This is a genomic window from Microcoleus sp. S28C3 (assembly GCF_036700785.1).
In the GTDB taxonomy this organism is placed as follows: Bacteria; Cyanobacteriota; Cyanobacteriia; order Cyanobacteriales; family Microcoleaceae; genus Microcoleus; species Microcoleus asticus.
Map to the genome: position 1 here is coordinate 32,914 of NZ_JAUBPO010000049.1, position 23,729 is coordinate 56,642.

The following is a 23,729-nucleotide window of genomic DNA, read 5'->3' on the forward strand; positions in this document are numbered from 1 at the left end:
AATATCTAAATTAGATAAATATGCAATCGATAATTAAAGTTGACTTGGGGCCACAATCTTACAATGTTTGCGTGCGATCGGGCGGTTTAGACGAACTCGGCAGTCTGATGGGCGATCTAAGTTTGGGCAAAAAAGTGCTGCTGGTGTCGAATCAGTCGATTTTTCGGCAGTACGGCGAAAGAGCAACAGCAGCCCTCGAATCAGCAGGTCTGGAAGTCGGTAGCTGCATTTTACCACCGGGAGAACAGTACAAAACTTTAAATTCGGTACAGAAGATTTACGGTGCGGCTTTGGAAAACCGTTTAGAACGTTCCTCGACAATGGTGGCTTTGGGCGGCGGGGTGGTGGGCGATATGACGGGTTTTGCTGCGGCGACTTGGCTGCGGGGAATTAATGTCGTGCAAGTTCCGACTTCGCTGCTGGCGATGGTTGATGCTTCTATTGGCGGCAAAACGGGGGTAAATCATCCTTTGGGGAAGAATTTAATCGGGGCTTTTCACCAGCCGCGCTTGGTTTTGATTGACCCGGATGTACTCAAAACTCTGCCGGCGAGGGAGTTTCGTTCGGCGATGGCGGAAGTCATCAAGTACGGGGTGATTTGGGATGCCGAACTTTTCGGGAAGTTGGAGAAGTGCAAGCGTTTGGATCAAATGCGCTATGTGAAGGCGGATTTGTTGGCAGAAATTTTGAGTAGGTCTTGCCAAGCTAAGGCTGAGGTGGTCAGCAAAGACGAGAAGGAATCGGGTTTGCGGGCGATTTTGAATTACGGACATACCATCGGTCATGCTGTGGAAAGTTTGACCAATTACAAGGTGATCAATCACGGGGAAGGAGTGGCAATCGGCATGGCTGCGTCAAGCCGATTGGCTGTGGAGTTGGGAATGTGGGATGCTGAGTGCGATCGCCGCCAGTCTGCTTTGATTGAAAAAGCGGGTTTACCTGCCAAATTGCCGGCGGGTGTCGATGTTGAGGAAATTTTGCATACTTTGCAACTCGATAAAAAGGTGCAGGATGGCAAGGTGCGGTTTGTGCTGCCGGTGCGCTTGGGTGAGGCTGCTGTGAGCGATCGGGTGGATGGGGATTTGATTATACAAGTTTTGAAGGAAATGCTTTAAATTCTCGTTTTTGGGGGTGTTTAACCGCCGCTGAACGCTGATTAACGCCGATCGCCTATGGTGTTTTTTGTTTCAATGTCCGATCGGCGGTTGAGTTTAGGAGCCGCTCGACGCCGAATTCATTTCCTCCAAAATTTTATCTACTCTGTTAGCAGCTTGAGTTCTACCTTGCTTGATAAATAACTCCTTAGCTTTTTTGAGGCTGGCTACTGCCTCCGCTTGGTTTTCCTTGTCTCCTTGCTGGTACAAACCGACTCCTAAATTGTTTAAAGCATCGGGATATTGATCGTTAATTTTAACTGCTTGTCTCCACTGAACAATTGCCTCGGGCAACTGCCCCTGACTTGCCATCGCCACGCCTAAATCGTTGTGAGCTTTGGCGTGTTCCGGGTTGACTTCAATTGCTTTTTGGAATAGAACGATCGCATCGCTCATTTTACCTTGCCCCGACAGCATACTTCCCAACTTGTAATAAGCATCCGCTTGTTTAGGATAGCGAGCGATTAGTTGCCGGTACAAAGCTTCGGCATTGACAGCATTTCCTTGACCGTAAAGGTCGTTGGCAGTTCTCAAACCCACTGTGTAGCCTTTACCTACAACTTCGCACTTTTTCTCGGAGTTGCCTTGCTGCTTGCAAATCCTGAGTTCGTCTCCCTTCATCTCGTAGGATAGAACTTCCCGAACAGCAGGGCCTCGGCGCGGTGGTTGCAAGTTCTGCGACTGCAAGTTTTGCGATAGTTGCAGGGCGATTGTCTCAGCTTGTGCCGGTTGGGCCGCTGCGGCATTGCAGATTCCTGCACCCACCAAAAGGCTTGGGGCAATCCACCTCAAAGGTTTGAACAAGCGAAACTCTCGATCGTTTTTCATGTCTTTTGTGGAAACGTGTTGTTGATATCCTGGGTTTCACTAGCGCCGTAAGAATCGGAGCAGAGGGCGGGCCCACCAGATGAAATAGTTTTAGTTATTAACAGTCGAGATATTTTAGCACTGTGTAGCCGAGTTTGAGTTAAATTAGAGTAGAATTCCGATCTATTCTCAGTCAACCTTAGCAGGAAAATAGAAATGGGGCAGTCTATTCTTACCATGCTCTTTGCGCTCATCGTCGGCTACGCTGTTAACTCCAGCGTCAAAATAGTCAGCGGTGGCGACGAAGCTTTAGTGGAACGTTTGGGTCAATACAAGCGCACCCTCAAGCCAGGATTCCACTTTATCAGTCCCCTGGTCGAAAAAGTCGTCTGCGTGGACACAAGCCGTGAAAGAGTTTTAGACATTAAACCTCAGTCAGCAATCACGGGAGATAATGTGGCTCTAGAAGTCGATGCCGTTGTGTATTGGCGGGTTGTGAATTTACAGAAAGCTTATTATGGAATCGATCAAATTGAAAATGCGATCGCCAACTTAGTTTTAACGACGTTTCGCGCTGAAATTGGTCGATTGCCAATGCAAGACATCTTGGGTTCCCGAGATGACATGAATAAAAAGTTACTCAAGAAGTTGGACGAAGCTACCGAAACTTGGGGTGTCAAAGTAATTCGGGTGGAAATTCAAAGCATCACACCTCCGAAAAGGGTGCAAGAAGCTATGGAATTGGAGCGCGCTACTAAGAGCGAGTGGCAAGCTATGGTCAATAAGGCGATCGGCACTAAGGAGTACATGAGGCTCTTAGTTGAAGCTTTAGATTCCCATCCGAATAGTAAGCAAGTTTTGAATTACTTAGTAACCGAAAAATACTTAGATGCTCAACAAAAATTGGGTGAAAGCGACAATGCCAAAATTCTGTTTATGGACCCGAGAAATATGTCAGAGGCCCTCAACAATTTGATGGAGTCTATCCCTGATGTCCCTCCGGGAGATGGCGGCGGGGAAATGAAAGTTATCGATACTCAAACTACTCAAGACTGATATCGGAAGATGGCGTCGGCTACCTGAGAGACATCGCGCATTTCTCTGACATCGTGAACGCGCAATATATCTGCTGAATTTGCGATCGCACCTGTACAAGCCGCCGCTGTCCCCCAAATTCTTTGTTTCGCTTCTGGCTGATTCAAAATGTGACCGATGAAGCTTTTTCGCGATACTCCGACTAAAATTGGACAGTTTAAAACACGGAATTTGCGCAACTGGCGCAGAATTGCCAAGTTTTGATTGTAATTCTTAGCAAAGCCAATACCGGGGTCGATAATTATTTGAGATTTGTTAATCCCCGCAGCAACTGCAGCCGCAATTCTACTCTCTAAAAATTCCCTAATTTCCCCAATTAAATCCCGATAATCTGTCAGTTGTTGCATCGTCTGGGGATTCCCCCGAATGTGCATCAAAATTATTGGAACTTTTAACTTAGCAACGGTTGACAGCATTTCTGAGTCAAAAGTTGCTCCAGAAATATCGTTAATTATATCAGCTCCCGCCTCAACCGTAGCTTTCGCAACCTGCGCTCTGGTAGTATCGACCGAAATAGGAACTGAGCCAAAAATATCGGTTTTTTGCCGCAGTATCTGTACGAGAGGTATAACGCGATCGATCTCCTCTGCTAAAGATATTTCCGGTGCACCGGGCCGAGTAGATTGACCGCCAATATCAATAAGATCTACCCCCGATTTTACCATATTTTCCGCTTGCAATAAAGCAGATTCTATAGTATTGAAATCTCCGCCGTCGCTAAAACTGTCAGGGGTAACATTCAAAACGCCCATTAAATAAGTGCGTTTTCCCCACTCGAAAGCTTTGTTTCTAATGGTTAATTTGCGATCGGTCATGAGTTCTTCTAAATCGCTCTATTTGAAAATATAACAGATAACTTTTAGGGGCTGGTTTAGCAAAAAGTCTCTGCCTCTCCCTGAATAATTTTTGTACAAAACCCGCCCTTCCCAGGAGTTTGAGAGACGAAGATTTCGTACAAAGTCGATCGCCCAACTATCCGAGTCAGGGCGGGTAAGAACACAAATTTAAGCAACTGCCGACAAATTTTTGGCGTTATCACCTGCCCCTACTTCAATTTTCACAACTTGTAATTGACAATTCGAGCAAAACTCGCAGCTTCCAAACTCGCACCGCCTACCAGAACGCCGTCAATCTCAGGCATGACCATAACTTCATCAATATTCTCCGGTTTAACAGAGCCACCGTACTGAATTGGCACGCCAGGATTAGTCAATTTACTGCGAATCAAACCAATAACTCGGTTAGCTTCCTTAGTTTCGCAAGTATCGCCAGTGCCGATCGCCCAAATAGGCTCGTAAGCAATTACCAATTTCTGCTGGTCAACACCAACCAAATCTTTTTCCAACTGAGAAAAAATGTGAGATTCAGTTTCCCCTGCATCTCGCTGTTGCTTGGTTTCCCCAACGCACAGAATCGGAATTAAATCGTATTTCTGAGCAGCTTTCAGCCGCAAATTCACCGTTTCGTCAGTTTCCCCAAAATATTGGCGCCGCTCGCTGTGCCCTACGATGACATAGCGCACACCAAGTTCACTAAGCATTGGCCCGGAAATTTCCCCAGTAAAAGCTCCAGACTCTTGCCAGTGAACGTTCTGAGCACCGAGTCTGATCCGGCTGCCGTGCAAATTTTTCGAGAGGACAGCCAAGGAAGTGAAGGGAACGCAAAGCACGACTTCCCGTTCCTCTGGGGTTTCCGTCAGGCAGGACATGAATCCTTGAAGAAACTCTAGGGATTCTGCCCTAGTTTTGTACATTTTCCAGTTGCCAGCTATAACTATGTTGCGCACTATTTCTTTAAGTCCTTGTCCTTACAACGCAATTAATAGTCTAAAGCTTTAGCGTACCTTTCGATCCCTTATTGCCCAAACTCGATGCGAGCTTGCTCCACTAAGTCAACTGTGACAACTTCGGTTTCGGCTTCGCGGGCCAAGTTCTCGATGCGCACGCGAGCTTGTCCCCGGACAAAATAGGGAATATTTTTCAGCTTCGCCTTGGCTTCTGGCGTCCATTTGAGATCGTCGGAAAATTCGGAATCGGACATGGCGTATTGAGCGATCGACTACAAGCCTTTATTGATCTGGCTTTGATGGAAAGCCTAGATGTATTAAATTTACCACGAGTTGCGATCGGGCCACACTTTCTTACTCTGCCTTAAATTGCTTGCCTAAAATAGCGGACGCTTCTTGTAAAAGCTGATTCTGCTCTTGTCGAATTGCCTCCAACCTTGCCATGCCCAAGATAGCTTGCAAGTAACTGATGAACTCTCCATCGTGTAACACTCTAAACCTTCGTTTAGCAGCAACTCTCTCAACCGGGCGGATGGCCGGGTCGCGTCCAATCAGTAGCCTCAGACTCGTCAGGGCTTTCATACCTTAGCAATTTTTTGATAGAATTTTCACTATCCTTGGGCTTCAAATATAATGTGCATTCTCTACTCACATCTTCTTCATTAATCTGATTTTGCTGACACCATTTTCTAATAGCAACATCAGCCAACTCTTCTACTATATTCGCCTCTACTAAAGCAACTTCAGTTTCAGGAGTACATTCAATTAAATTTAGAATATGCTCAGGTGAAGGAGAGCGCAAGTTGTCTTTTTGTCCATCGTATAATACTATTTTATAGTCATCATTCTGTTTCAAAAGAATATATATAAGAATATATTCACCTGAATAATTTAAAGCACTAACCAAATCACTTTCGAGACTTTCCGCATGAGCGCGATGGAAATGTAGTTTACGAGTATGTTGATAATAACGAGAAACGTCTTTATCATCGGCATTCTCAAGAGTTAAAATTCCCTTTTTAACTTTAGTATCCGAAGCAAAATCTGGCATATTAATTAATTGGTTATCATCTGATGTTAAAACAGGCAAATCAGTTAATTTACGAGATTCTTCATGGCGTTGCATTAACTTATCCCAACGTTTACCTATATCTACAAATTCATCTTGTAATTCTTTGGTCTCTGTAAGAATTGGAATGAAAGTATATATTCTTACAGTCCGAAAATCATCCCAAAGTCTTAAAATTCTTCCGGCTCTTTGAATCGGCTCAATAGGAGTCCATGCTATGTCATAATTAACTACAACTGAGGCATCCTGCATATTAACGCCAATGCCATAATTATCAGTAGTGATAAATACATCATAAGTATCTTCACCATTTGGAGAAGTATTATTAGCAATGGGGGCAAACTTTTCAATTGCTTTTTCTACTTTATTTAAAGTTTTTGGTTGATATTTAGTATCTTTATTTTTTTCAATCGTGCTAAATATTCTTAAAAATGGCTTTAACAATTTAATTGTTTCTTCTAAATAAGAAGCAGTAGGATAACGTTCACAAAAAATCACTAATTTTTCTTGAGGACAGTGAAAATCTATAATCTTCAGCAAATTTTGGAGTTTTTTATCTTGTTGTGGTTCGGATTTATCTAGCTTACTAATAATTGGATTTAAAACTTCTTGACGTTCTTCTTTTGAAATCAAAAATTCAGACTTCTCCAAAATAAATGCTTTTTCTCCTCCAGGGGTATCGACAACACTTTCTAAACTTTCTTTTAATGCTAAAGGAGAACTTGCCCAGCTTGTCTTGATCTGAGTAACAAAACTTTTACGATTTATAGGATGAGATGTATCGAAATAACCTTGAGTGATTACTGAACTTAACTCAGATTCTAGTGCTACAGGAAAAGAAATAGTGTAAAGGTAAACATCAGGAAAATATTTTTTTTGTTCTCCAAAATTAATATAACGTCCTTTTTTATCTAATTGACCATAATATTTAGCAACGTGGGGAGTTGTTAATTGGTGAGCAACAGGTAATTGTGTGAATTGACTTGATTCTTCAATTTTCCAAGCACGAGCATTATCAAAAAACTGCGGAAATAAAACATCGGGTTTGGCAGTGTGAGGTAATAAATGAAGTTGAACATTAATATTATCAATGTCTGTGGCGTAAGGTGAACCTGTTAATAATAAAACTTTAACTCTTTCCGGGATTCCAAATTCATTAACAACTTCATTGATTCTAGTGAATGCTTTTCTTTCTCTTCTTTTTTCAATTTTAGAATATTTATTTCCAAATTGATCGGGATAACGCTTTCTTAGCTTATGACTTTCATCAAATATTAATAAATAACGTCCTTTTCCTGCTTTAATATTATTAATGAAGTCCTCCCAACTATCGAGATCAATTGCTTCACTTGAATCTTTTTTATCTAAAATTTCCAGATTAAAATAATCAGCATATATACTAGCATCTCGCATTTCATTATGCCAACTCTTCTTAACAGGATTAGGACAAATAATAACTACTTTATCAATAAAATCTTCTGATTTTAATTGAACCGCAATTAAAGTTCCCATCACAGTTTTACCTAGTCCTGTTGAAGCAACTAGCATTGAGCCACCATGTTCATAAATTTGGCTTAATGTTAAAGAAATCATATCTTGTTGATAAATGAGAGGCTTTTTAGTATAAGTAGTTTTAACTGGTTTAATTTGCTCTAAAGTTAAGAGTGTTTTTAGATAAATATCCCAAGGTGTAGCAAATTCTAACCATTTCAACAAGATTTCTAGCAGGTCTTGGGTTAAATCTTGAGCATCGTTAAAATGGCAATCGAATTCCTGAATTAAAGCTATTACTTCAGATTTTTCAGTAATAATATTTCCGCCTTCGACTTGCTCCATGAGTCCTTTTCCAGTTAAATTTGAGGAGGTTTGAATAGCAGCTTTTTCATCATAAATATAAAGCTTGTTATGGTGGTCTTTTACCCTAGCATCAACAATTTCAAATTGATTAGACTGTATTTTTTGCACAAGGTCACGAACCGATTTTCTTCTATCTCTGTCTAATCCTGTTCGTAAGTCTCGCATTATTTCTTGAATTAAAGCCATTCTTGCTCGTTGTTCACCAGGATCGTCTAAGCCAACTAAAAGATAGGTTTTTTTACCTGTAGTGTAACGACGGATTAAGTTCCATCCTTTAATTGTAAAAAATCCTGTAGCAATCCGAATTTTTTGTTGAGCTTCTTGTAGCAACTCAATAATATATTGCAATGATTTACCTGATTCAAACCAACTTGAACGTTTTTTATTGTGTTGCACAATTAATCTCCCCTAATAATATTCATTCCCTCAGCCGTCAGCCCATACAGACGCTGGTTTTCCCTCTCCCCGCTCAAATTTTTCTATCCCCTTGGGAATTCAATATTTCCATAATCTTCCCTATTTGTCAACCAAACTTTTCCAAAGATTCCCCTACAAAAAAAAGCTCCTGCCGTTAAGCAGGAGCCTTTTTCGATTAGACAATCAAATCAGAAATAAATTCGATCGATTAGTCTAAGTCTGGCATAGAAAGTACCGCTTCATTTTCGCGATCGATACCCCTTTCAAAGCCAGCGACAGCCGCGCGAGCGCGACCAGCGTGCCACAAGTGGCCGACCAAGAAGAAGAAACCCATCACAAAGTGGAAACAGGCGAGCCAAGAACGAGGTGACGTAAAGTTAAATGCGTTAACTTCAGTTGCCAAGCCGCCCACAGAGTTCAGAGAACCCAAAGGAGCGTGAGTCATGTACTCAGCAGCGCGGCGAGCTTGCCAAGGCTGAATGTCGTTCTTGATTTTGTTCAAGTCCAAACCGTTAGTACCGCGCAAGGGTTCCAACCAAGGGCCTTGGAAATCCCAGAAACGCATCGTTTCACCGCCGAAAATGATTTCGCCAGTAGGAGAGCGCATCAGGTATTTACCCAGACCGGTGGGGCCTTGTGCAGAACCGACGTTAGCACCCAAGCGTTGGTCGCGGATCAGGAAGGTCAAAGCTTGCGCTTGAGAAGCTTCCGGGCCCGTCGGGCCGTAGAATTCGCTGGGGTAAGCAGTGTTGTTGAACCAGACAAAGCAGCAAGCGATGAATCCCATCAGGGACAAAGCGCCCAAGCTGTAAGACAGGTAAGCTTCGCCAGACCAGATTAAGGCGCGGCGAGCCCAGCCGAAAGGCTTGGTCAAAATGTGCCAAACACCGCCAGCGATACAAATCAGGCCCAGCCAGATGTGACCGCCGATGATATCTTCCATGTTGTTGACGCTGACAATCCAGCCTTCGCCACCAAAAGGAGAGCGAACCAAGTAGCCAAAAATCACAGCCGGGTTCAGAGTGGGGTTCGTGATAATACGCACGTCGCCGCCGCCCGGAGCCCAAGTGTCATAGACACCGCCGAAGAACATGGCCTTAGCTACTAGCAGCAGAGCGCCGCATCCCAACAGAATCAGGTGGTAGCCGATGATATTGGTCATCTGGTTCTTATCTTTCCAGTCGTAGCCGAAGAACGAAGAGTATTCTTCGAGAACTTCCGGGCCGCGAACGGCGTGATAAATACCGCCCAAACCGAGAACAGCAGATGAAATCAAGTGAAGAACGCCGACTACGAAGAACGGGAAGATATCCGTAACTTCACCGCCGGGGCCGACGCCCCAACCCAAAGTAGCGATGTGGGGCATCAAAATTAAGCCCTGTTCGTACATGGGCTTTTCTGGGATAAAGTGAGCGACTTCAAACAAAGTCATTGCACCGGCCCAGAACACGATCAAGCCAGAGTGAGCGACGTGGGCGCCCAGCAGTTTGCCAGATAGATTGATTAAACGAGCGTTGCCAGACCACCAAGCGAACCCGGAGGATTCTTGGTCGCGACCGCTTGCGTAGGAATTAGAGAGCGTTACCACCCGGTAGAACCTCCAACGATTTTAGATTTTGGATTTTGGGTTTTTTTGTTCCCTAGTAGGTCACGGTATCACCGCGCCTGCCCCGGGGAATAGGGATTTGGATTTCAATTTCAGTTTAAAAAAATTAAATTAATCTGAAATCCAAATCCAGATTTTTTTAAAGTGCGTTACCGCGAGGCAGAACTTCTTCAGGGAAGATGAAGTTTTCGTGGGGTTGGTCGGTAGGAGCCATCCAAGCACGAATGCCTTCGTTAAGCAGAATGTTCTTAGTGTAGAACGTTTCAAACTCAGGATCTTCAGCAGCGCGCAATTCTTGGGATACGAAGTCATAAGCGCGCAGGTTTAATGCTAAACCGACGATGCCAATGGAGCTCATCCACAAGCCTGTGACGGGCACGAACAGCATGAAGAAGTGCAACCAGCGCTTGTTGGAGAAGGCAATTCCGAAGATTTGCGACCAAAAACGGTTGGCTGTCACCATCGAGTAGGTTTCTTCCGACTGAGTTGGGTTGAAGGCGCGGAAGGTGTTTGAGCCTTCGCCGTCTTCAAACAAGGTGTTTTCTACGGTTGCACCGTGGATGGCGCACAGCAGCGCGCCGCCCAAGATGCCTGCAACGCCCATCATGTGGAAGGGGTTGAGCGTCCAGTTGTGGAAGCCTTGCAGGAATAGCAGGAAGCGGAAAATTGCTGCGACGCCGAAACTGGGGGCGAAGAACCAGCCTGATTGACCCAAGGGGTAAAGCAGGAACACGGAAACAAACACGGCTATCGGGCCGGTGAATGCTAGGGCGTTGTAGGGACGGATGCCTACCAAACGGGAGATTTCGATCTGGCGCAGGCAAAAGCCTATAAGTGCGAAAGCGCCGTGGAGGGCAATGAAGGTCCACAGCCCGCCGAGTTGGAACCAGCGGGTGAAGTCCCACTGTGCTTCGGGGCCCCACAGGAACAGCAGCGAGTGTCCGAGGCTGTTGGCTGGGGTGGAAACTGCTACGGTGAGGAAGTTGGCTCCTTCGAGGTAGGAGCTTGCCAAACCGTGGGTGTACCAGGAGGTGACGAAGGTGGTGCCTGTTAACCAGCCACCGATGGCTAGGTAGGCGCAGGGGAATAGCAGGATGCCAGACCAGCCTACGAAGACGAAGCGATCGCGTTTGAGCCAGTCGTCGAGTACATCAAAGATGCCTCTTTCGGTCTGGGCGCGTCCGACTGCGATTGTCATTGCGGTAAAATCCTTTTGCTTGTTAAAAGACTAAGGTTTCTAATTAAAGTTAACATAACTATATATTAGAAGTTCATAATCTTTCAACATAATTAGCAGAAGTTGATACACAATGCCATCGCTCGGTCGCGATCTCGTCAGTGAAACGTGACTGAGGTGGGCTAATTGAATTAAAATTTGGCTTTAAGGCTGTTTAGTTTTATGACTGCAAAAACAACGACCTCGATCGATTCGATCCTGCGCTACCAAGTTGTGGGTTCCCGCCGCTTCAGCAATTACTGGTGGGGGACGATTGTCACCATTGGAGGGACTGGTTTCCTGCTGTCGGGCCTTTCCAGCTACTGGCACGTGAACCTGCTGCCTTTTGCTGACCCGACTCAGCTTGTTTTCATCCCCCAAGGCATCGCGATGGGTTTCTACGGTGTCTGCGGCGTGCTGTTGGCGCTTTACCTGTGGCTGACTGTTCTCTGGGATGTCGGCGGCGGTTACAACGAGTTCGATCGAAAAACTGGTAACATTCGGCTCTTTCGCTGGGGATTTCCCGGCAAAAACCGCAAATTTGATTTTACTTGCAAGACATCGGACGTGCAATCTGTGCGGGTTGACATTAAAGAAGGTCTCAGTCCCCGCCGCAGTATTTATCTTAAGCTCAAAGACCGCCGTCAGTTTCCCCTGACTAGAGTCGGACAGCCGATTGCTTTGTCTGAAGTGGAAAATCAAGCTGCCGAATTGGCTCGATTTTTGCAAGTTCCCCTAGAAGGACTTTAGGGATTTTTCATTTTCGATTGGTAATGTCTCGTAGGGTGCGCATTGCGCACCAAATCGATAAATATTGGGTGAGCACGAAGCGGTGCAAATTATTCCTGGTAAACCGATAAATTTAGGGTGCGCAATGCGCACCTTACATCATTGAGTGAAAGTGAAAGTGAAAGTGAAAGTGAAAATACAAATGCAAATGCAAATCAAAATTCAGCGGTGGTTGTTCTCACTTTTAATAATTGGTGCGTTGTTTGTTGGGGGATGCGGTAATTCCCCGGCTGTGAACTCAACTCCGACAGGGACTCCTGCGGGTGAAAGCATTTCTTTGTCTCCGTCTCCGTCTCCGGCTGCGGTAGCGGCGAGCTCGCAATTTAGCAATTTGCCACGATTGGAAGGAACAGCAACAGTGGTGATGACTGTTAAAGGTGCTCCAATTACGATCGAACTCGACGGCAAAAATGCTCCAATTACTGCGGGCAATTTTGTCGATTTGGTTCAGAAGGGAGTCTACGACGGGTTGGTCTTTCACCGAGTCGTGCGGGAACCTCAGCCTTTTGTAGTTCAGGGCGGCGACCCCCAGGGTAAAGACCCTAAATTCCCTGCGGCGCGGCTGGGAACTGGCGGTTTTATTGACCCGAAAACATCTGCTGAACGCAGGATTCCTCTGGAAATTAAAGCTAAAGGTGCTGCAAATCCGACTTACAGCGCGACGCTACAAGAAGCTGGGGTTAAGGAGAAACCCGTTTTGGTGCACAGTCGCGGGGCTGTGGCTATGGCTCGATCGCAGAGTCCTGATTCGGCTTCTTCTCAGTTTTACTTTACTTTGACCGATGTGCCGTTTTTGGACGGGAGTTATGCGGTTTTTGGGTACGTGAAGCAAGGGATGGATGTTGTTGATAAGATTGAAGCGGGCGATCGCATTGAAAAGGCTACTGTTACTCAGGGCTTGGAAAATTTTAAGGCTGTTAGCTGAAATTAGTCATTAGTCATTAGTCAGCAGTCATTAGTGAATGGATGTTGTTGTTACTGGAATTGGTCTTGTTTCGGGTTTAGGGACTCTGGAAACGGGCTGGAAAAGACTGCTGTCTGGAGAATCTGGAATCGATCGGCATCAACCTTTTTTAGAACTTGAACGGCGACCTTTGGCTTTAATTGGCAAAAAACCTGCCGATTTAATAACTTTAATTCGGCAGGTTTTAGCAGATGCTTTGCAAGATGCTAATTTGATGTTGCCTTTGCCTGATTGCGGGATTGCGATCGGTTCTAGCCGAGGTTTCCAGGCGAATTTGGAACTGTTTGCGAGGGAAGGAAGAGGGAAGAAGGAAGAAGGAAGAAGGAAGAAGGAAGAGGGAAGGGAATTACCGATTACCGATTACCAATTACCGATTACCGATTCTCAATTCGTGAATTTTTTGCCTCACATGGGGGCGATCGCGGCGGCGAGGGCAATAGGCTCGACGGGACCGGTACTGGCGCCGATGGCTGCTTGTGCGACGGGTATTTGGTCGATCGCCCGTGCTGTTGATTTAATCCGCACTGGTGAGTGTCAGCGGGCGATCGCAGGTGCTGTGGAAGCGCCAATTACACCGCTGACTGTGGCTGGATTTAGCCGGATGGGTGCTTTGGCAAACGCTGGCTGCTATCCCTTTGATGAAAATCGGGAAGGGTTTGTGCTCGGTGAAGGCGGGGCTTTATTTGTATTAGAATCGGCCGAGTTGGCAAGGCGTCGTGGCGCTAAAATCTACGGGCGAATTTCCGGTTTTGGCTTGACAAATGATGCTTGCAATGCTACCGCGCCGGCTCTGGGAGGGAAAAGTGCGATCGCGGCGGTAAATCAATGTTTGAAACATAGCAATTTAGCGGCGGTTGATATAGATTTTATTCATGCTCACGGTACTGCAACTGAGTTAAATGACCGATACGAAGCGCTGTTAATTGAGAAGTTGTTTCCCCGAGGAGTTGCTGTTAGTTCGACTAAGGGGGCTACGGGTCATACTTTGGGAGCTTCGGGAGCTTTGGGCGTAGCTTTTTGTTTGATGAGTATTAAATATCAGATGTTGCCGCCTTGCGTTGGAATGGAAAAACCGGGGTTTGAATTAGATTTTGTTCGCTGTGCGCGATCGGCTATTGTCAGAAATGCGGTTTGTTTAAGTTTTGGCTTTGGCGGGCAGAATGCTGCGATCGTTTTATCTCGCGAGTGTTAATTTTTGCAAACTCGGTCGATCGGCATTTAAATTACACGATCTCTCTACAGTTAAAATCTTCTGAGGCTGTCCGGAGAACCCGCCCGCACATCCAATTTAAATCTGAAAAATTGTACAATATTTATGTATTTTAGTCAATAAACTGAGAATTTTGGTGAGATTGCTGGTGCTGCTATGCTAGTCTGGCTCTGCATCCCGACCCAGATCCTTGCGTCCAAGCCTGGGATGTCAGAAAATAGAGGCAGATTAAAGCAGCATTGTATTTTATTAACGCACCGATCCCGATCTGCGAAAATAGAAGAAAGAAACTGTCTAAATTAAGCCTTAGGTATTTTCACATGGATCTGGCATCTCATCGATTTATGTCTTATTTTGAACCAGAGGAAGCTGCTCACCTTTGCCAAATAGCTGTTGTGGAGAGTTTTGCTGAGGAAACACTGGTTTTTGAAGAAGGAGAAACAGCAGATTTTTTATATCTAGTTTTAGAAGGTGAAGTCGAGTTTAGCAAGCGGATTGAAAACAAAAAATATCAAACTGTTGCTATCGCTAAGCCCGACGATTATTTTGGCGAACTCGGAGTTTTAGACGGAGAGCCTCGCAGTGCTAGAGCTGTGGCAGTTAGCGGATCGACTTTGGCAAAAATAGGTCGGGAAGAACTGATAGCAACTCTGCAGTTTGCTAAAGGCAGTGCGGTACTGAAAATGTTTAGTTTCATTACAAAAAATTTGCGTGATACTACGGATCAATATGTTAGCCAGTTCGTACACAGACAAAAAATGGTATTGGTAGGAGAAATGGTGAGCACAATTATTCACGATTTCAAAAATCCTTTTACGGGAATTAAACTCTCCAGCGAAATGCTCAAAGAAATGCACCCGGATGAGGAAACTCAGGAGTGGTGCGAACTTATTCAATTGCAGGTTCAGCGAATGTTGGGGATGGCTGAAGAAGTATTAGAATTTTCGCGCGGCAATGCTGTATTACATAAAAAACCAGTTAATCTAATCCAGACGTTGCAGCAGTTTGAAAGGTTGAACAGAGTTTATTTTGAGGCGGCAAAAGTAGATTTGGTCTTACGGGTGACAGAAGTGATAGTGGAAGCAGACGAAAATAAAATTTTGCGTGTTTTGCAAAATTTAGTTGGGAATGCTGCTGAAGCTTTTGGGGGGCGCGGGGGGCGAGTAGAGATTATTGTGACACAAAGTGAGGAGTGGGCAGAAATTAGCATTTACGATAACGGCCCGGGCATTCCGGAGGCTATTAAGGAAAATTTATTTGAACCTTTTGTGACTTATGGCAAGCGGACTGGTACTGGATTGGGAACGGCGATTGTTAAGTCAATCGTTGATGCTCACAAAGGGGAAATTACTTATGAGTCGGAGGACGAAAAAGGGACAACTTTTTACATCCGCTTGCCGAAAATCATGGCTTGAGCCGATGAATTTAAGTAGGTAGGAAGATATGTACTTAGGACTTTCTCACTCAGTCTCACAGATTTGGTTGACAAGTAGATATCTTGCGATCGAACAATATTTTTCTAAGAAACCGGGTTTAAAAGCGTAAGTCCTAATACTGTGTAGCGAGTTGCAGAATGCAGTAGAATTGAATTAACGAAGCGCTAAAAATCTGATGCCAGTTACTATTCAAACCTTACCCACAGAAGTTATCGATTTAATTGCCGCAGGCGAAGTGATTGACTCGATCGCCGCAGCGGTACGAGAATTAGTTGAAAATTCTCTGGATGCAGGCGCAACTCGCATCGTTGTTTCTGTCTGGCCCGAACAGTGGCGGGTACAAGTTGCAGATAATGGTACGGGAATGGATCTGGAAAATTTGCAGCAGGCTGCTTCGCCTCACAGTACGAGCAAAATTACCACTGAAGCAGACCTTTACAAAATTGCTACTTTGGGATTTCGCGGGGAAGCTTTGCACAGTTTGGCTCAGTTGGGCTGTTTGGAGGTTTTGAGCCGATCGAATGATTTGGGATTGGGGGATTTTTCGGGAAATCGAGAGTCGGCACAAACCCCCGCCAAATCATCGTTTAACAAGGGGGGAATTGAAAATGCTCGATCGGGCTGGCGGGTAGTTTACAATAACGCAGGCGTTGCTGTGGAGGTGGAAACAGCGGCGATCGCTCCGGGTACGGTGGTGACTGTTGATAATTTGTTTGGCAATTGGCCTGTGCGCCGCAGTTTTTTGTCGGCGGCACAGCAAATGCGATCGATACAATCAATTCTTCAGCAAATTGCTATTTGTCACCCGCAGGTTAATTGGCAGTTGCGTCAAGGAAATACCCCTTGTTTGCACGTAACTCCTGGTAGCACAGCGGAACACATTTTACCTCAATTTGTGCGCGGTGTGCGAGCGAGCGATTTGCAGTATTTAAAGTTAGATTTGCCTGCGAGTCCTGAAAATCAGAAAGCAGCAAATTTATTGGTAGAAACTCAACTTGTTGCAGCTACAGTTAAGCACAATTACCAATTACCCGTTGCCAGTTCCCAATTCCCAATGCCCAATTCCCAGCGTTTGGAGTTAGTAATTGGTTTGCCCGATCGCTGTCACCGCAGGCGACCGGATTGGGTAAAGGTGGGGGTAAACCGGCGAGTTGTGCGATCGCCCGAATTAGAGCAAACTATTCTCAGCGCCTTTGCCCGCACTTGTCCGCGCGATCGCTATCCAGTCTGTTTTGTTCACCTGCAAATCTCCCCCTCGGAAATCGATTGGAACCGCCACCCGGCTAAGGTGGAAATTTATCTGCACGATCCGAGTTTTTGGCAAGAACAAGTTAGCGAGGCAATTGCTCGCGCTTTGCACCTGAATGATGAGGTTTTGCCTGCTGCCCCAATTCCAGAACGAGTCGGAAAATTGCTGAAGGCATCGGAACAACAAAGTGCTTACAGTGTCGGGATTTCGGCTAAGCAGAATGATGACGGCGGCGCAGAGGAAAAAGCTAATAAAATAGGATTGATGGAGTTGAGGGCGATCGCTCAAATTCACAATACTTACATTGTTGCGGAACATTCCAGCGGAATGTGGTTGATAGAACAGCACATCGCTCACGAGCGCGTTTTGTACGAGCAATTGTGCGCGGCTTGGCAGCTAAAATGTCTAGAAAAACCAGTGATTCTCAGTCAGTTATCGGCGCTGCAAATTGAGAATTTATCCCGCTTGGGTTTGGAAGTAGAAACTTTTGGCGAACAGCTATGGGCTGCCCGCGAAGTTCCTGAATTGTTAGCCGAGCGAGATGACTGTGCGGATGCGCTTTTTGAACTCAGTAAGGTAGCAGATTTGCAAGCGGCTCAAGTTGCGACTGCTTGCCGCAGTGCTATGAAAAACGGTACTCCTTTAAATCTTTTGCAAATGCAGAATTTGTTGGATGAATGGCAGCAAACTCGCAATCCGCGCACTTGTCCTCACGGCCGCCCTATCTATTTTGCTTTGGAAGAATCGACTTTGGCTCGGATTTTTCGCCGGAGTTGGGTGATTGGCAAAAGTCACGGGATTTAAAAGTTATTTTGATATCGGATGAAGCTCACGTCAAGCAGGCTCGATTGAAAAAAATCGTGAAGCTTTATTAAAAATAGTGGCTGATTTAGATACAAAAACTTAGAATACATTAAAATTTAAATAATTCACTGTTTTTAATATCTTTTGGGCAACAGGCAAGATGCCTGTTCCACAAGAAAAAAGGCCTGTATTACCATAAAAAAAATTAATTATACTACAAAAAATGCCTGTTTACCCGAATAATCTTTGTTGTGGCACAGGCATCTTGCCTGTTCATGATGTTGGTACAAAAAGTAAATTAAAAATAAATCAATAATAAATATGGATTTTCCGATCGCCCGACAACTATTTTATCGAGAAATAAATCAGCCTGATGGCTCGATTGACCTGGCGAAAGCTGCCCTTTACATGGCTTTGGAAGAATACCCCAATTTGGAGCCCGAAGAGTATCTAAACGCTCTCGACACGATCGCAGATGAAGTGCGCGATCGCCTGCCGGCACAGAATTATCCGCTGCGGATTATTCAAACTATTAACGCCTATTTATACGGGGAGTTGCAGTTTGCGGGCAATGATGCTGATTATTACGACCCCCGCAATAGCTTTTTGAATGAAGTGATCGATCGGCGTACTGGCATTCCGATTTCTTTATCTTTGGTTTATTTGGAAGTTGCTAAGCGCATTGATTTTCCGATGGTCGGAATTGGGATGCCGGGACATTTTTTAATTAGACCGGATTTTGAAGATGCTGGTATTTTTGTTGATGCGTTTAACGGCGGGGAAATATTATTTCCTGAAGATTGTCAAGCCAGACTTTCTCAAATTTACGGTCAACCGATGGAGTTGCAGCCGGCTTTTCTAGCCCCGATCGGTCGCCGGCATTTTTTGGGGCGAATGCTGGGAAATCTGAAGGCGATTTACTTGCAGCAGCGAGATGCTGTGAGGGTACTTTTGGCACTCGAACGGATTTTGCTGCTGTTTCCCGATGCGGTGGGTGAACGGCGCGATCGCGGAATTCTGTACTATCAAGTTGGTCGCTTGACCGAGGCGCGCCACGATTTGCAACTCTACCTGAGAAATGCTCCGAATGCTGAGGATGCTGCTAGAATTCGCCAATTGCTCGATCGGCTCGATCGGGATATGTTAACTTAAATTCGCTATATGTCGCACACTATAAGATGTGAAACCGACACTCAATAAACTGTTGCTCGACGGCAAAATGTCGCTTTTATAAGTTTTGCAAAGCTAGATAAAATTCTCGCCAGTATGCCTCTAACATATAAGCGATCGATTGACACCTATCTTTTGATAGGTTAAATTTGCTTAACATGACTGTAAAATCATAGGTCATTTAGGGAGTTCCCGAGTCCACTTTCCCGACTGATACCCGCACAGACGATCGATCGAAAAAGTATTTTGACGTAAAGAGGCACAAACCCATGAACTTTCAGTTTCAACAAGGTTATCTCAACGGAATGCAAGCGCTGTCAGCCCATTTAACCAAAAGAATGTCAAAGTCTTTATCATTAGGTTTGGCGCTTTTTCTGGGAACAAGTGCAGTATTCCTGAGCAGCGACAAAGCCTTTGCATTAGACAATGTTACCGTAAAATACGGTGCTGTTGACGTAACATTACCGATAAGCGACTTGCAAAGCTTGGCACAAACTGGCAAAGCATCATCTCAACTGCAAAGCGTTCTGAGTCTTGCGAAACAAACTCCAGAGTCGATGCGCGAAATATTAACGCGAGAAGTGCCTTTAGATTCCCAATTAGTAGCGCGGCTGGCAAATACTTATTTTGGGGACATTGTTTTTAAACAATTGGGCGAGGTTGCTTATACGCCTGCCACTCGTCTTCAAAGCGCGCCCGCACTTCGCGATGCTTTAGTCGCAGCTTCCAAAGATGGCAAAATATCGCTGCTGGAAGTGATGCAAAGTTACAGCCCTGCGGCCTTAGAAGTTGACGGCAATCAAGCTATGGCTATCTACGAGCGAGTGATTAAAGACGTGCAAGATTTGCAAGCTTTGTATCAGAATTCCCCGGCTTTGCAAAATACCGCCGGCCAAGCGGTGAATTCCGCCAGACAAATGATTTGTCAGCCCAGTCCCTCGGGAAGTACAAAGTAAATAACTGAAGTTGCAGGTAATTGGTAATTGGGAACTGCTGCTTTTTTTCCCTATTAGCTCTCGTTTTCAGCTATTACCAATTACCAATTCCCAATTCCCAATTACCAATTACCCATTTTTTGAGATAATTGCTCGGCTACCCGTTTGAGTCGGCGGAGTTGGTCTTTCATATCTTTCTGCGTCCAAGGGGCTGCAAATCGATTGAAACCAAATCTAATTAAAGGATTGGGAATTTGAAATTCAAAGCGGTTAATCAAGAGAGTTCCTTGGATTTGGGGCTGGCATTCCCAGCGATCGCATCCTTTGAAAAATCCGTCAAACCCCCACACAATTAAACCGGGTTGTCGCTCCAACACCACACTCTCTAAAGTGGGTTGCAAAACGGGAATTTTTATGATAAATAAGCTGCGACTTCCTACAGCAGTATCCCATTCGCCCTCGGGATCGCATCGCAGCAGGGGATTAAGCCACTTGTGCATTAAAGTGCGATCGACTATACACTGCTCCACCACAGTAGCAGCAGCGCTAATTTCAATGGATTGCTCGAAAACTTGACGAATTGACATGAGAACCTGCAACAAGGAGGGTATTACAAAACTTTGCTTACTTTAATAGTCCTTTATTTACTTGTAACGTCAATTTTTCCAGAAATTAAAAGATTGACACACTCATAAATACAGTGTATCATCTTGAATTAAAGTATATATACCGATTATGCAGTTAGTCGAAAGGCACGTCATTAAACCAAATCATAGGTTTTATCGAGAAGCCGATCGACTGTCTTGGCTGTGCAAAAATCTTTACAACAGCGCTAACTACATCTACCGTCAAAACTTTTTCGCCAGCCAACAAACAAACGCTCTGGCTGTTTATCACGCGCTAAAAACAAGTCCTGATTACAAAGCACTGCCCGCAAAAGTAGCACAAAGCACGCTCGGCTTAGTCCTCAAAGCATGGACTAGCTATTATCTGGCGGTGCGAAACTATCAGGAAGACCCAACTAAATTTAAAGTCGCACCTAAAATACCTCATTATAAAGGTTCAAGAGAGCGAAAAAGAGAGGACGGGCGCTATGTAGTTGTATTTAATTGTCAAGCTGTCAGCAAAAGAGCCTTAAAACAAGGATATGCTCGTCCCTCTGGGACTAATATTTGGTTGCCATCAAAAGTCACCTCGATTTTGGAAATCCGGATTGTTCCCAAGGTAGGTTGTTATGTTGTCGAGGTGGTATATGAAAAGTTAGAACAGCCTTTACAAGTTAATCAGAGAGTAGCTGCCATAGATTTAGGATTAAACAATCTGGCAACATTAACCTACAATGTTCCTGGGTTAGTACCGACAATCTACGACGGACGGGCTGTTAAATCAACCAATCAATACTGCAATCAAGTTTCCGAAGCATTGAAATCATTGCTACCCGCAGGGCAAAAAAACAGTAAAAAACTTGCCAAATTGTGGCACAAGCGTAACTGTAAAGTGGATTACTACCTCCACACGGCGAGTTCCGCAATTATTAAAGAACTCGTCAATCGTCAAATTGGCTTGCTGGTTATAGGCTGGAACCATGATTTTAAAGATGGGATTCATACTGGCAAGGTTAACAATCAAAATTTTGCCTGCATTCCCCATGCCAGGTTCGTGCAAATGTTGCAGTACAAAGGAAAACTTGCGGGAATAAAAGTTGTGTTAGTAGAGGAGAATTACACATCCAAATGTTCAGCATTGGATCGGGAACCAATTCAAAAACATTCCGACTACACGGGCAGTAGGGTAAAAAGAGGATTGTTCAGAACCCAAACTGGACGATTCATAAATGCCGATGTCAACGGTTCTTTGAATATTGGCAGAAAAGCAGTCGGAGATGGGTTTATCCCTAATTCGATAGAGGGTTTTGTAGTTAACCCTGTACGATTAAAAGCGTACAAACATTAAATTTAGGCGATGTCTAGATTTTGTGTAACTATTATTAAAGTTTCGTCTTTTCCATGTCAAATATGACGTTAACCTGAGAAAAAAATGAATGAAACTTGGCAAGAAATAACTCAACCGATATCGGGCCCAATAGCGGCTTTGTCCGATCGCATTTTGGCCCAGGCCCCGCCCCCCCCGAATCCGCTGACAGATGCCGAACGCGGAATTAACAATTTCATTCAGGGATCAAACATTGAAAACCTCATCTGGGCCGTCGGTATCCTGCTAGTTGGCTTGATAGTATCAGCCCTCGTCTCATCTGTAGTCGGAGGATTGCTCAAGAAAACTACGATCGACAACCGACTGGCTGCTTGGATTACCGGCCGCCCGGAAGGAGCAGGATCTCCGCAAGTGGAAAAATGGATTTCTGCTGCGGTGTTCTGGATCATTTTTGTCTTTTTCCTAGTTGCGTTTTTCAACCGCCTGAATCTAACGGCTGTCTCGCAACCCCTCAATACTTTTCTCAATCAAATAGCTAATTTCTTGCCGAAGTTAGCCGGCGCGCTAATTTGGTTGGGGATTGCTTGGGTGTTGGCGACAGTCGCCAAATTGGCCGTATCGCGGGTGATGCGGACTTTTAGCGTGGACGAGCGCTTGAATCAGGAGGTGGGCACTGCGCCCAGGGAGCGCCCTTTGCTGCTGAGCGATACTGTGGCGAATGCGCTGTACTGGTTCATTTTTCTGCTATTTTTGCCGCTGATTCTGGAAGCGCTGCAATTGCAGCAGGCTCTGCTGCCGGTTAATAATTTGCTCAACCAAATTCTGGCGGCAATTCCGAAAATTCTGGAAGCTGTGCTGATTGGGTTTGTGGGCTGGCTGCTGGCTGTGGTGGTGCGGCGGATTGTCACGAATCTGTTGGCTGCTGCTGGGACGGACAGTTTGGGCGCTCGGTTTGGAATTTCGCGGACTGCGGGCGGACAATCGCTGTCGTGGATTGTCGGGACGATCGTCTATGTTTTGATTTTGATTCCAACCGCGATCGCAGCTCTCAACGCTTTGGACATTCAGGCGATTTCGCAGCCTGCAGTCGCGATGCTCAACGACATTTTGGGCGCGGTTCCTAAAATCTTCACCGCAGCGCTGATTCTGGCGGTTGCTTACATTTTGGGGCGCTGGGTAGGCGATTTGGTTACTAATATCCTGACCGGAATTGGCTTTAACAATGTCTTTTCTTGGTTGGGAGTGCAGCCGCCGCCGAAACAGCGGCTGCGGCTACCGCCAAATTCGATCGATCCGGAGGCAACGATTCTTCAGGAACCGGAACTTCCGGCCCGCACGCCTTCGGAATTTGTCGGCATTGTGGTGCAGGTGGGCATCATGCTGTTTGCTGTGGTGGCTGCTACCGACGTGTTGCAGATTCCAGCGCTGACGGCGATTGTTAGCGGTATTGTGCTGGTTGCAGGCCGGGTGCTAGCCGGTTTGGTGGTATTTGCGATCGGCTTGTATTTGGCGAATCTGGCGTTTAGTTTGATTGCCAGTTCTGGAACTCGCCAAGCGCGGCTTTTGGGCCAAACGGCTCGGATCGCGATTATTGCTTTTGTTGCGGCCTTGGCGCTGCAACAGATGGGCATTGGCAGCGATATTGTGAATTTGGCTTTCGGGCTGCTGCTCGGGGCGATCGCAGTTGGTATTGCTCTAGCTTTTGGTTTGGGCGGACGCGAGATTGCGGCCGACCAAATTCGCGAATGGTTAGCGTCGTTTAAACAAGATAAAACGCCGCGTTTGTAACTCTATAAAATGGCGTTTGTCAAGTACAAACGCCATTTTTTTATGCTTAATTTCATTACCGTCAGGCCAGAAGTGTTGAATGATAGGAAAAGATTGCTAAAGTTGGCAGAGCAATGTATAATTGTAGACTTATAAATTATTAATAATCAACTAAAATGCTATTTTCTAACTTCCCCAAAATTGTCAAACGGTATCTCGCCCATTTACCCAAAGATGATTATCCTGTTTTAGATAGCTTCACATTTGTCTCCTGCTGGCTAGGGTTCAGTTTTGATCAAAGTCTAGATACTATGCGTTCCCTATTTTCCCGTTTAAACAGTCGAGATATTTCCCTAGATATATCAACTTTTTCAAAGGCTAGTAAGCATAGAGATATTGATGTTTTTGTAAAAATTTTTGAAAGATTGCAAGGGCATCTAAAACGTCAATTAATCAGCAAAGATAG

The 23,729-nt window shown here is 45.1% G+C and carries 20 protein-coding genes and 1 pseudogene; 12 read left to right on the plus strand and 9 right to left on the minus strand.

Going from position 1 to position 23,729, the window contains the following annotated elements:
* Window positions 1-20 precede the first annotated feature (20 nt).
* Window positions 21-1,115, plus strand: a complete 1,095-nt coding sequence (gene aroB / locus QUA13_RS16120; protein WP_172192754.1) for a 3-dehydroquinate synthase — start codon at window positions 21-23, stop codon at window positions 1,113-1,115.
* A 96-nt stretch (window positions 1,116-1,211) separates the two neighbouring features.
* Here aroB and QUA13_RS16125 read toward each other — a convergent pair whose 3' ends face one another.
* Window positions 1,212-1,982: a tetratricopeptide repeat protein gene (locus QUA13_RS16125; protein ID WP_333200021.1), complete on the minus strand. Its 771-nt coding sequence runs from the start codon at window positions 1,980-1,982 to the stop codon at window positions 1,212-1,214.
* 195 nt (window positions 1,983-2,177) lie between these two features.
* Between QUA13_RS16125 and QUA13_RS16130 the strand changes: the two genes are divergently transcribed.
* Window positions 2,178-3,017 (plus strand): SPFH domain-containing protein, encoded by an 840-nt coding sequence (locus tag QUA13_RS16130; protein ID WP_172192758.1) that lies wholly within the window; start codon window positions 2,178-2,180, stop codon window positions 3,015-3,017.
* Here the strand turns inward: QUA13_RS16130 and folP are convergent.
* The 7 genes from folP to psbD form a co-directional block, all read right to left on the minus strand.
* Window positions 3,008-3,871, minus strand: coding sequence for a dihydropteroate synthase (folP, locus tag QUA13_RS16135; RefSeq protein ID WP_333200023.1), 864 nt, complete (start codon window positions 3,869-3,871; stop codon window positions 3,008-3,010). The two genes, QUA13_RS16130 and folP, sit on opposite strands and share 10 nt — an antisense overlap.
* Before the next feature lie 242 nt (window positions 3,872-4,113).
* Window positions 4,114-4,842, minus strand: a complete 729-nt coding sequence (gene tpiA / locus QUA13_RS16140) for a triose-phosphate isomerase (protein ID WP_172192762.1) — start codon at window positions 4,840-4,842, stop codon at window positions 4,114-4,116.
* A 68-nt stretch (window positions 4,843-4,910) separates the two neighbouring features.
* Window positions 4,911-5,096, minus strand: coding sequence for a PCP reductase family protein (locus tag QUA13_RS16145; protein ID WP_333200025.1), 186 nt, complete (start codon window positions 5,094-5,096; stop codon window positions 4,911-4,913).
* Between the two features lie 100 nt (window positions 5,097-5,196).
* On the minus strand, window positions 5,197-5,334 hold the full coding sequence (locus QUA13_RS16150; protein WP_333200027.1) for a hypothetical protein: 138 nt from the start codon (window positions 5,332-5,334) through the stop codon (window positions 5,197-5,199).
* A gap of 28 nt (window positions 5,335-5,362) precedes the next feature.
* Entirely contained in the window at window positions 5,363-8,164 is a 2,802-nt protein-coding gene (locus QUA13_RS16155; protein ID WP_333200029.1) for a helicase-related protein, read from the minus strand.
* Between the two features lie 229 nt (window positions 8,165-8,393).
* On the minus strand, window positions 8,394-9,773 hold the full coding sequence (psbC, locus tag QUA13_RS16160; RefSeq protein ID WP_172192768.1) for a photosystem II reaction center protein CP43: 1,380 nt from the start codon (window positions 9,771-9,773) through the stop codon (window positions 8,394-8,396).
* A gap of 157 nt (window positions 9,774-9,930) precedes the next feature.
* Window positions 9,931-10,989: a photosystem II D2 protein (photosystem q(a) protein) gene (gene psbD / locus QUA13_RS16165; RefSeq protein ID WP_333200031.1), complete on the minus strand. Its 1,059-nt coding sequence runs from the start codon at window positions 10,987-10,989 to the stop codon at window positions 9,931-9,933.
* Window positions 10,990-11,190: 201 nt separating this feature from the next.
* On the opposite strand from psbD, the gene QUA13_RS16170 reads away from it, so the two are divergent.
* The 7 genes from QUA13_RS16170 (at window position 11,191) to QUA13_RS16200 (ending at window position 19,585) form a co-directional block, all read left to right on the plus strand.
* Window positions 11,191-11,757: a photosystem I assembly protein Ycf4 gene (locus tag QUA13_RS16170; protein ID WP_333200033.1), complete on the plus strand. Its 567-nt coding sequence runs from the start codon at window positions 11,191-11,193 to the stop codon at window positions 11,755-11,757.
* A 181-nt stretch (window positions 11,758-11,938) separates the two neighbouring features.
* Window positions 11,939-12,721 (plus strand): peptidylprolyl isomerase, encoded by a 783-nt coding sequence (locus QUA13_RS16175; RefSeq protein ID WP_445242719.1) that lies wholly within the window; start codon window positions 11,939-11,941, stop codon window positions 12,719-12,721.
* Between the two features lie 37 nt (window positions 12,722-12,758).
* The gene (locus QUA13_RS16180) at window positions 12,759-13,952 is read left to right on the plus strand and encodes a beta-ketoacyl-ACP synthase (protein ID WP_333200037.1); all 1,194 of its coding nucleotides are present in this window, start codon (window positions 12,759-12,761) and stop codon (window positions 13,950-13,952) included.
* A 338-nt stretch (window positions 13,953-14,290) separates the two neighbouring features.
* The gene (locus QUA13_RS16185) at window positions 14,291-15,385 is read left to right on the plus strand and encodes an ATP-binding protein (protein WP_333200039.1); all 1,095 of its coding nucleotides are present in this window, start codon (window positions 14,291-14,293) and stop codon (window positions 15,383-15,385) included.
* 196 nt (window positions 15,386-15,581) lie between these two features.
* Window positions 15,582-17,459, plus strand: a complete 1,878-nt coding sequence (gene mutL, locus QUA13_RS16190) for a DNA mismatch repair endonuclease MutL (RefSeq protein WP_333200041.1) — start codon at window positions 15,582-15,584, stop codon at window positions 17,457-17,459.
* A 321-nt stretch (window positions 17,460-17,780) separates the two neighbouring features.
* Window positions 17,781-18,611 (plus strand): transglutaminase-like domain-containing protein, encoded by an 831-nt coding sequence (locus tag QUA13_RS16195; protein WP_333200043.1) that lies wholly within the window; start codon window positions 17,781-17,783, stop codon window positions 18,609-18,611.
* Window positions 18,612-18,898: 287 nt separating this feature from the next.
* Window positions 18,899-19,585 carry an alpha/beta hydrolase gene (locus QUA13_RS16200; RefSeq protein WP_333200045.1) on the plus strand — a complete coding sequence of 229 codons (687 nt, stop codon included), beginning with the start codon at window positions 18,899-18,901 and terminating at the stop codon, window positions 19,583-19,585.
* 101 nt (window positions 19,586-19,686) lie between these two features.
* Here the strand turns inward: QUA13_RS16200 and QUA13_RS16205 are convergent, their stop codons facing one another.
* Entirely contained in the window at window positions 19,687-20,151 is a 465-nt protein-coding gene (locus tag QUA13_RS16205; RefSeq protein WP_333200047.1) for an SRPBCC family protein, read from the minus strand.
* 148 nt (window positions 20,152-20,299) lie between these two features.
* Between QUA13_RS16205 and QUA13_RS16210 the strand changes: the two genes are divergently transcribed.
* The 3 genes and pseudogenes from QUA13_RS16210 to QUA13_RS16220 all read left to right on the plus strand — a co-directional run.
* Complete coding sequence (locus QUA13_RS16210) at window positions 20,300-21,517, plus strand: transposase (RefSeq protein ID WP_333200049.1); 1,218 nt, start codon at window positions 20,300-20,302, stop codon at window positions 21,515-21,517.
* 84 nt (window positions 21,518-21,601) lie between these two features.
* Window positions 21,602-23,284, plus strand: a complete 1,683-nt coding sequence (locus QUA13_RS16215) for a mechanosensitive ion channel (protein WP_333200050.1) — start codon at window positions 21,602-21,604, stop codon at window positions 23,282-23,284.
* Between the two features lie 155 nt (window positions 23,285-23,439).
* Window positions 23,440-23,729, plus strand: a pseudogene (locus QUA13_RS16220) (IS4 family transposase); the annotation flags it as partial.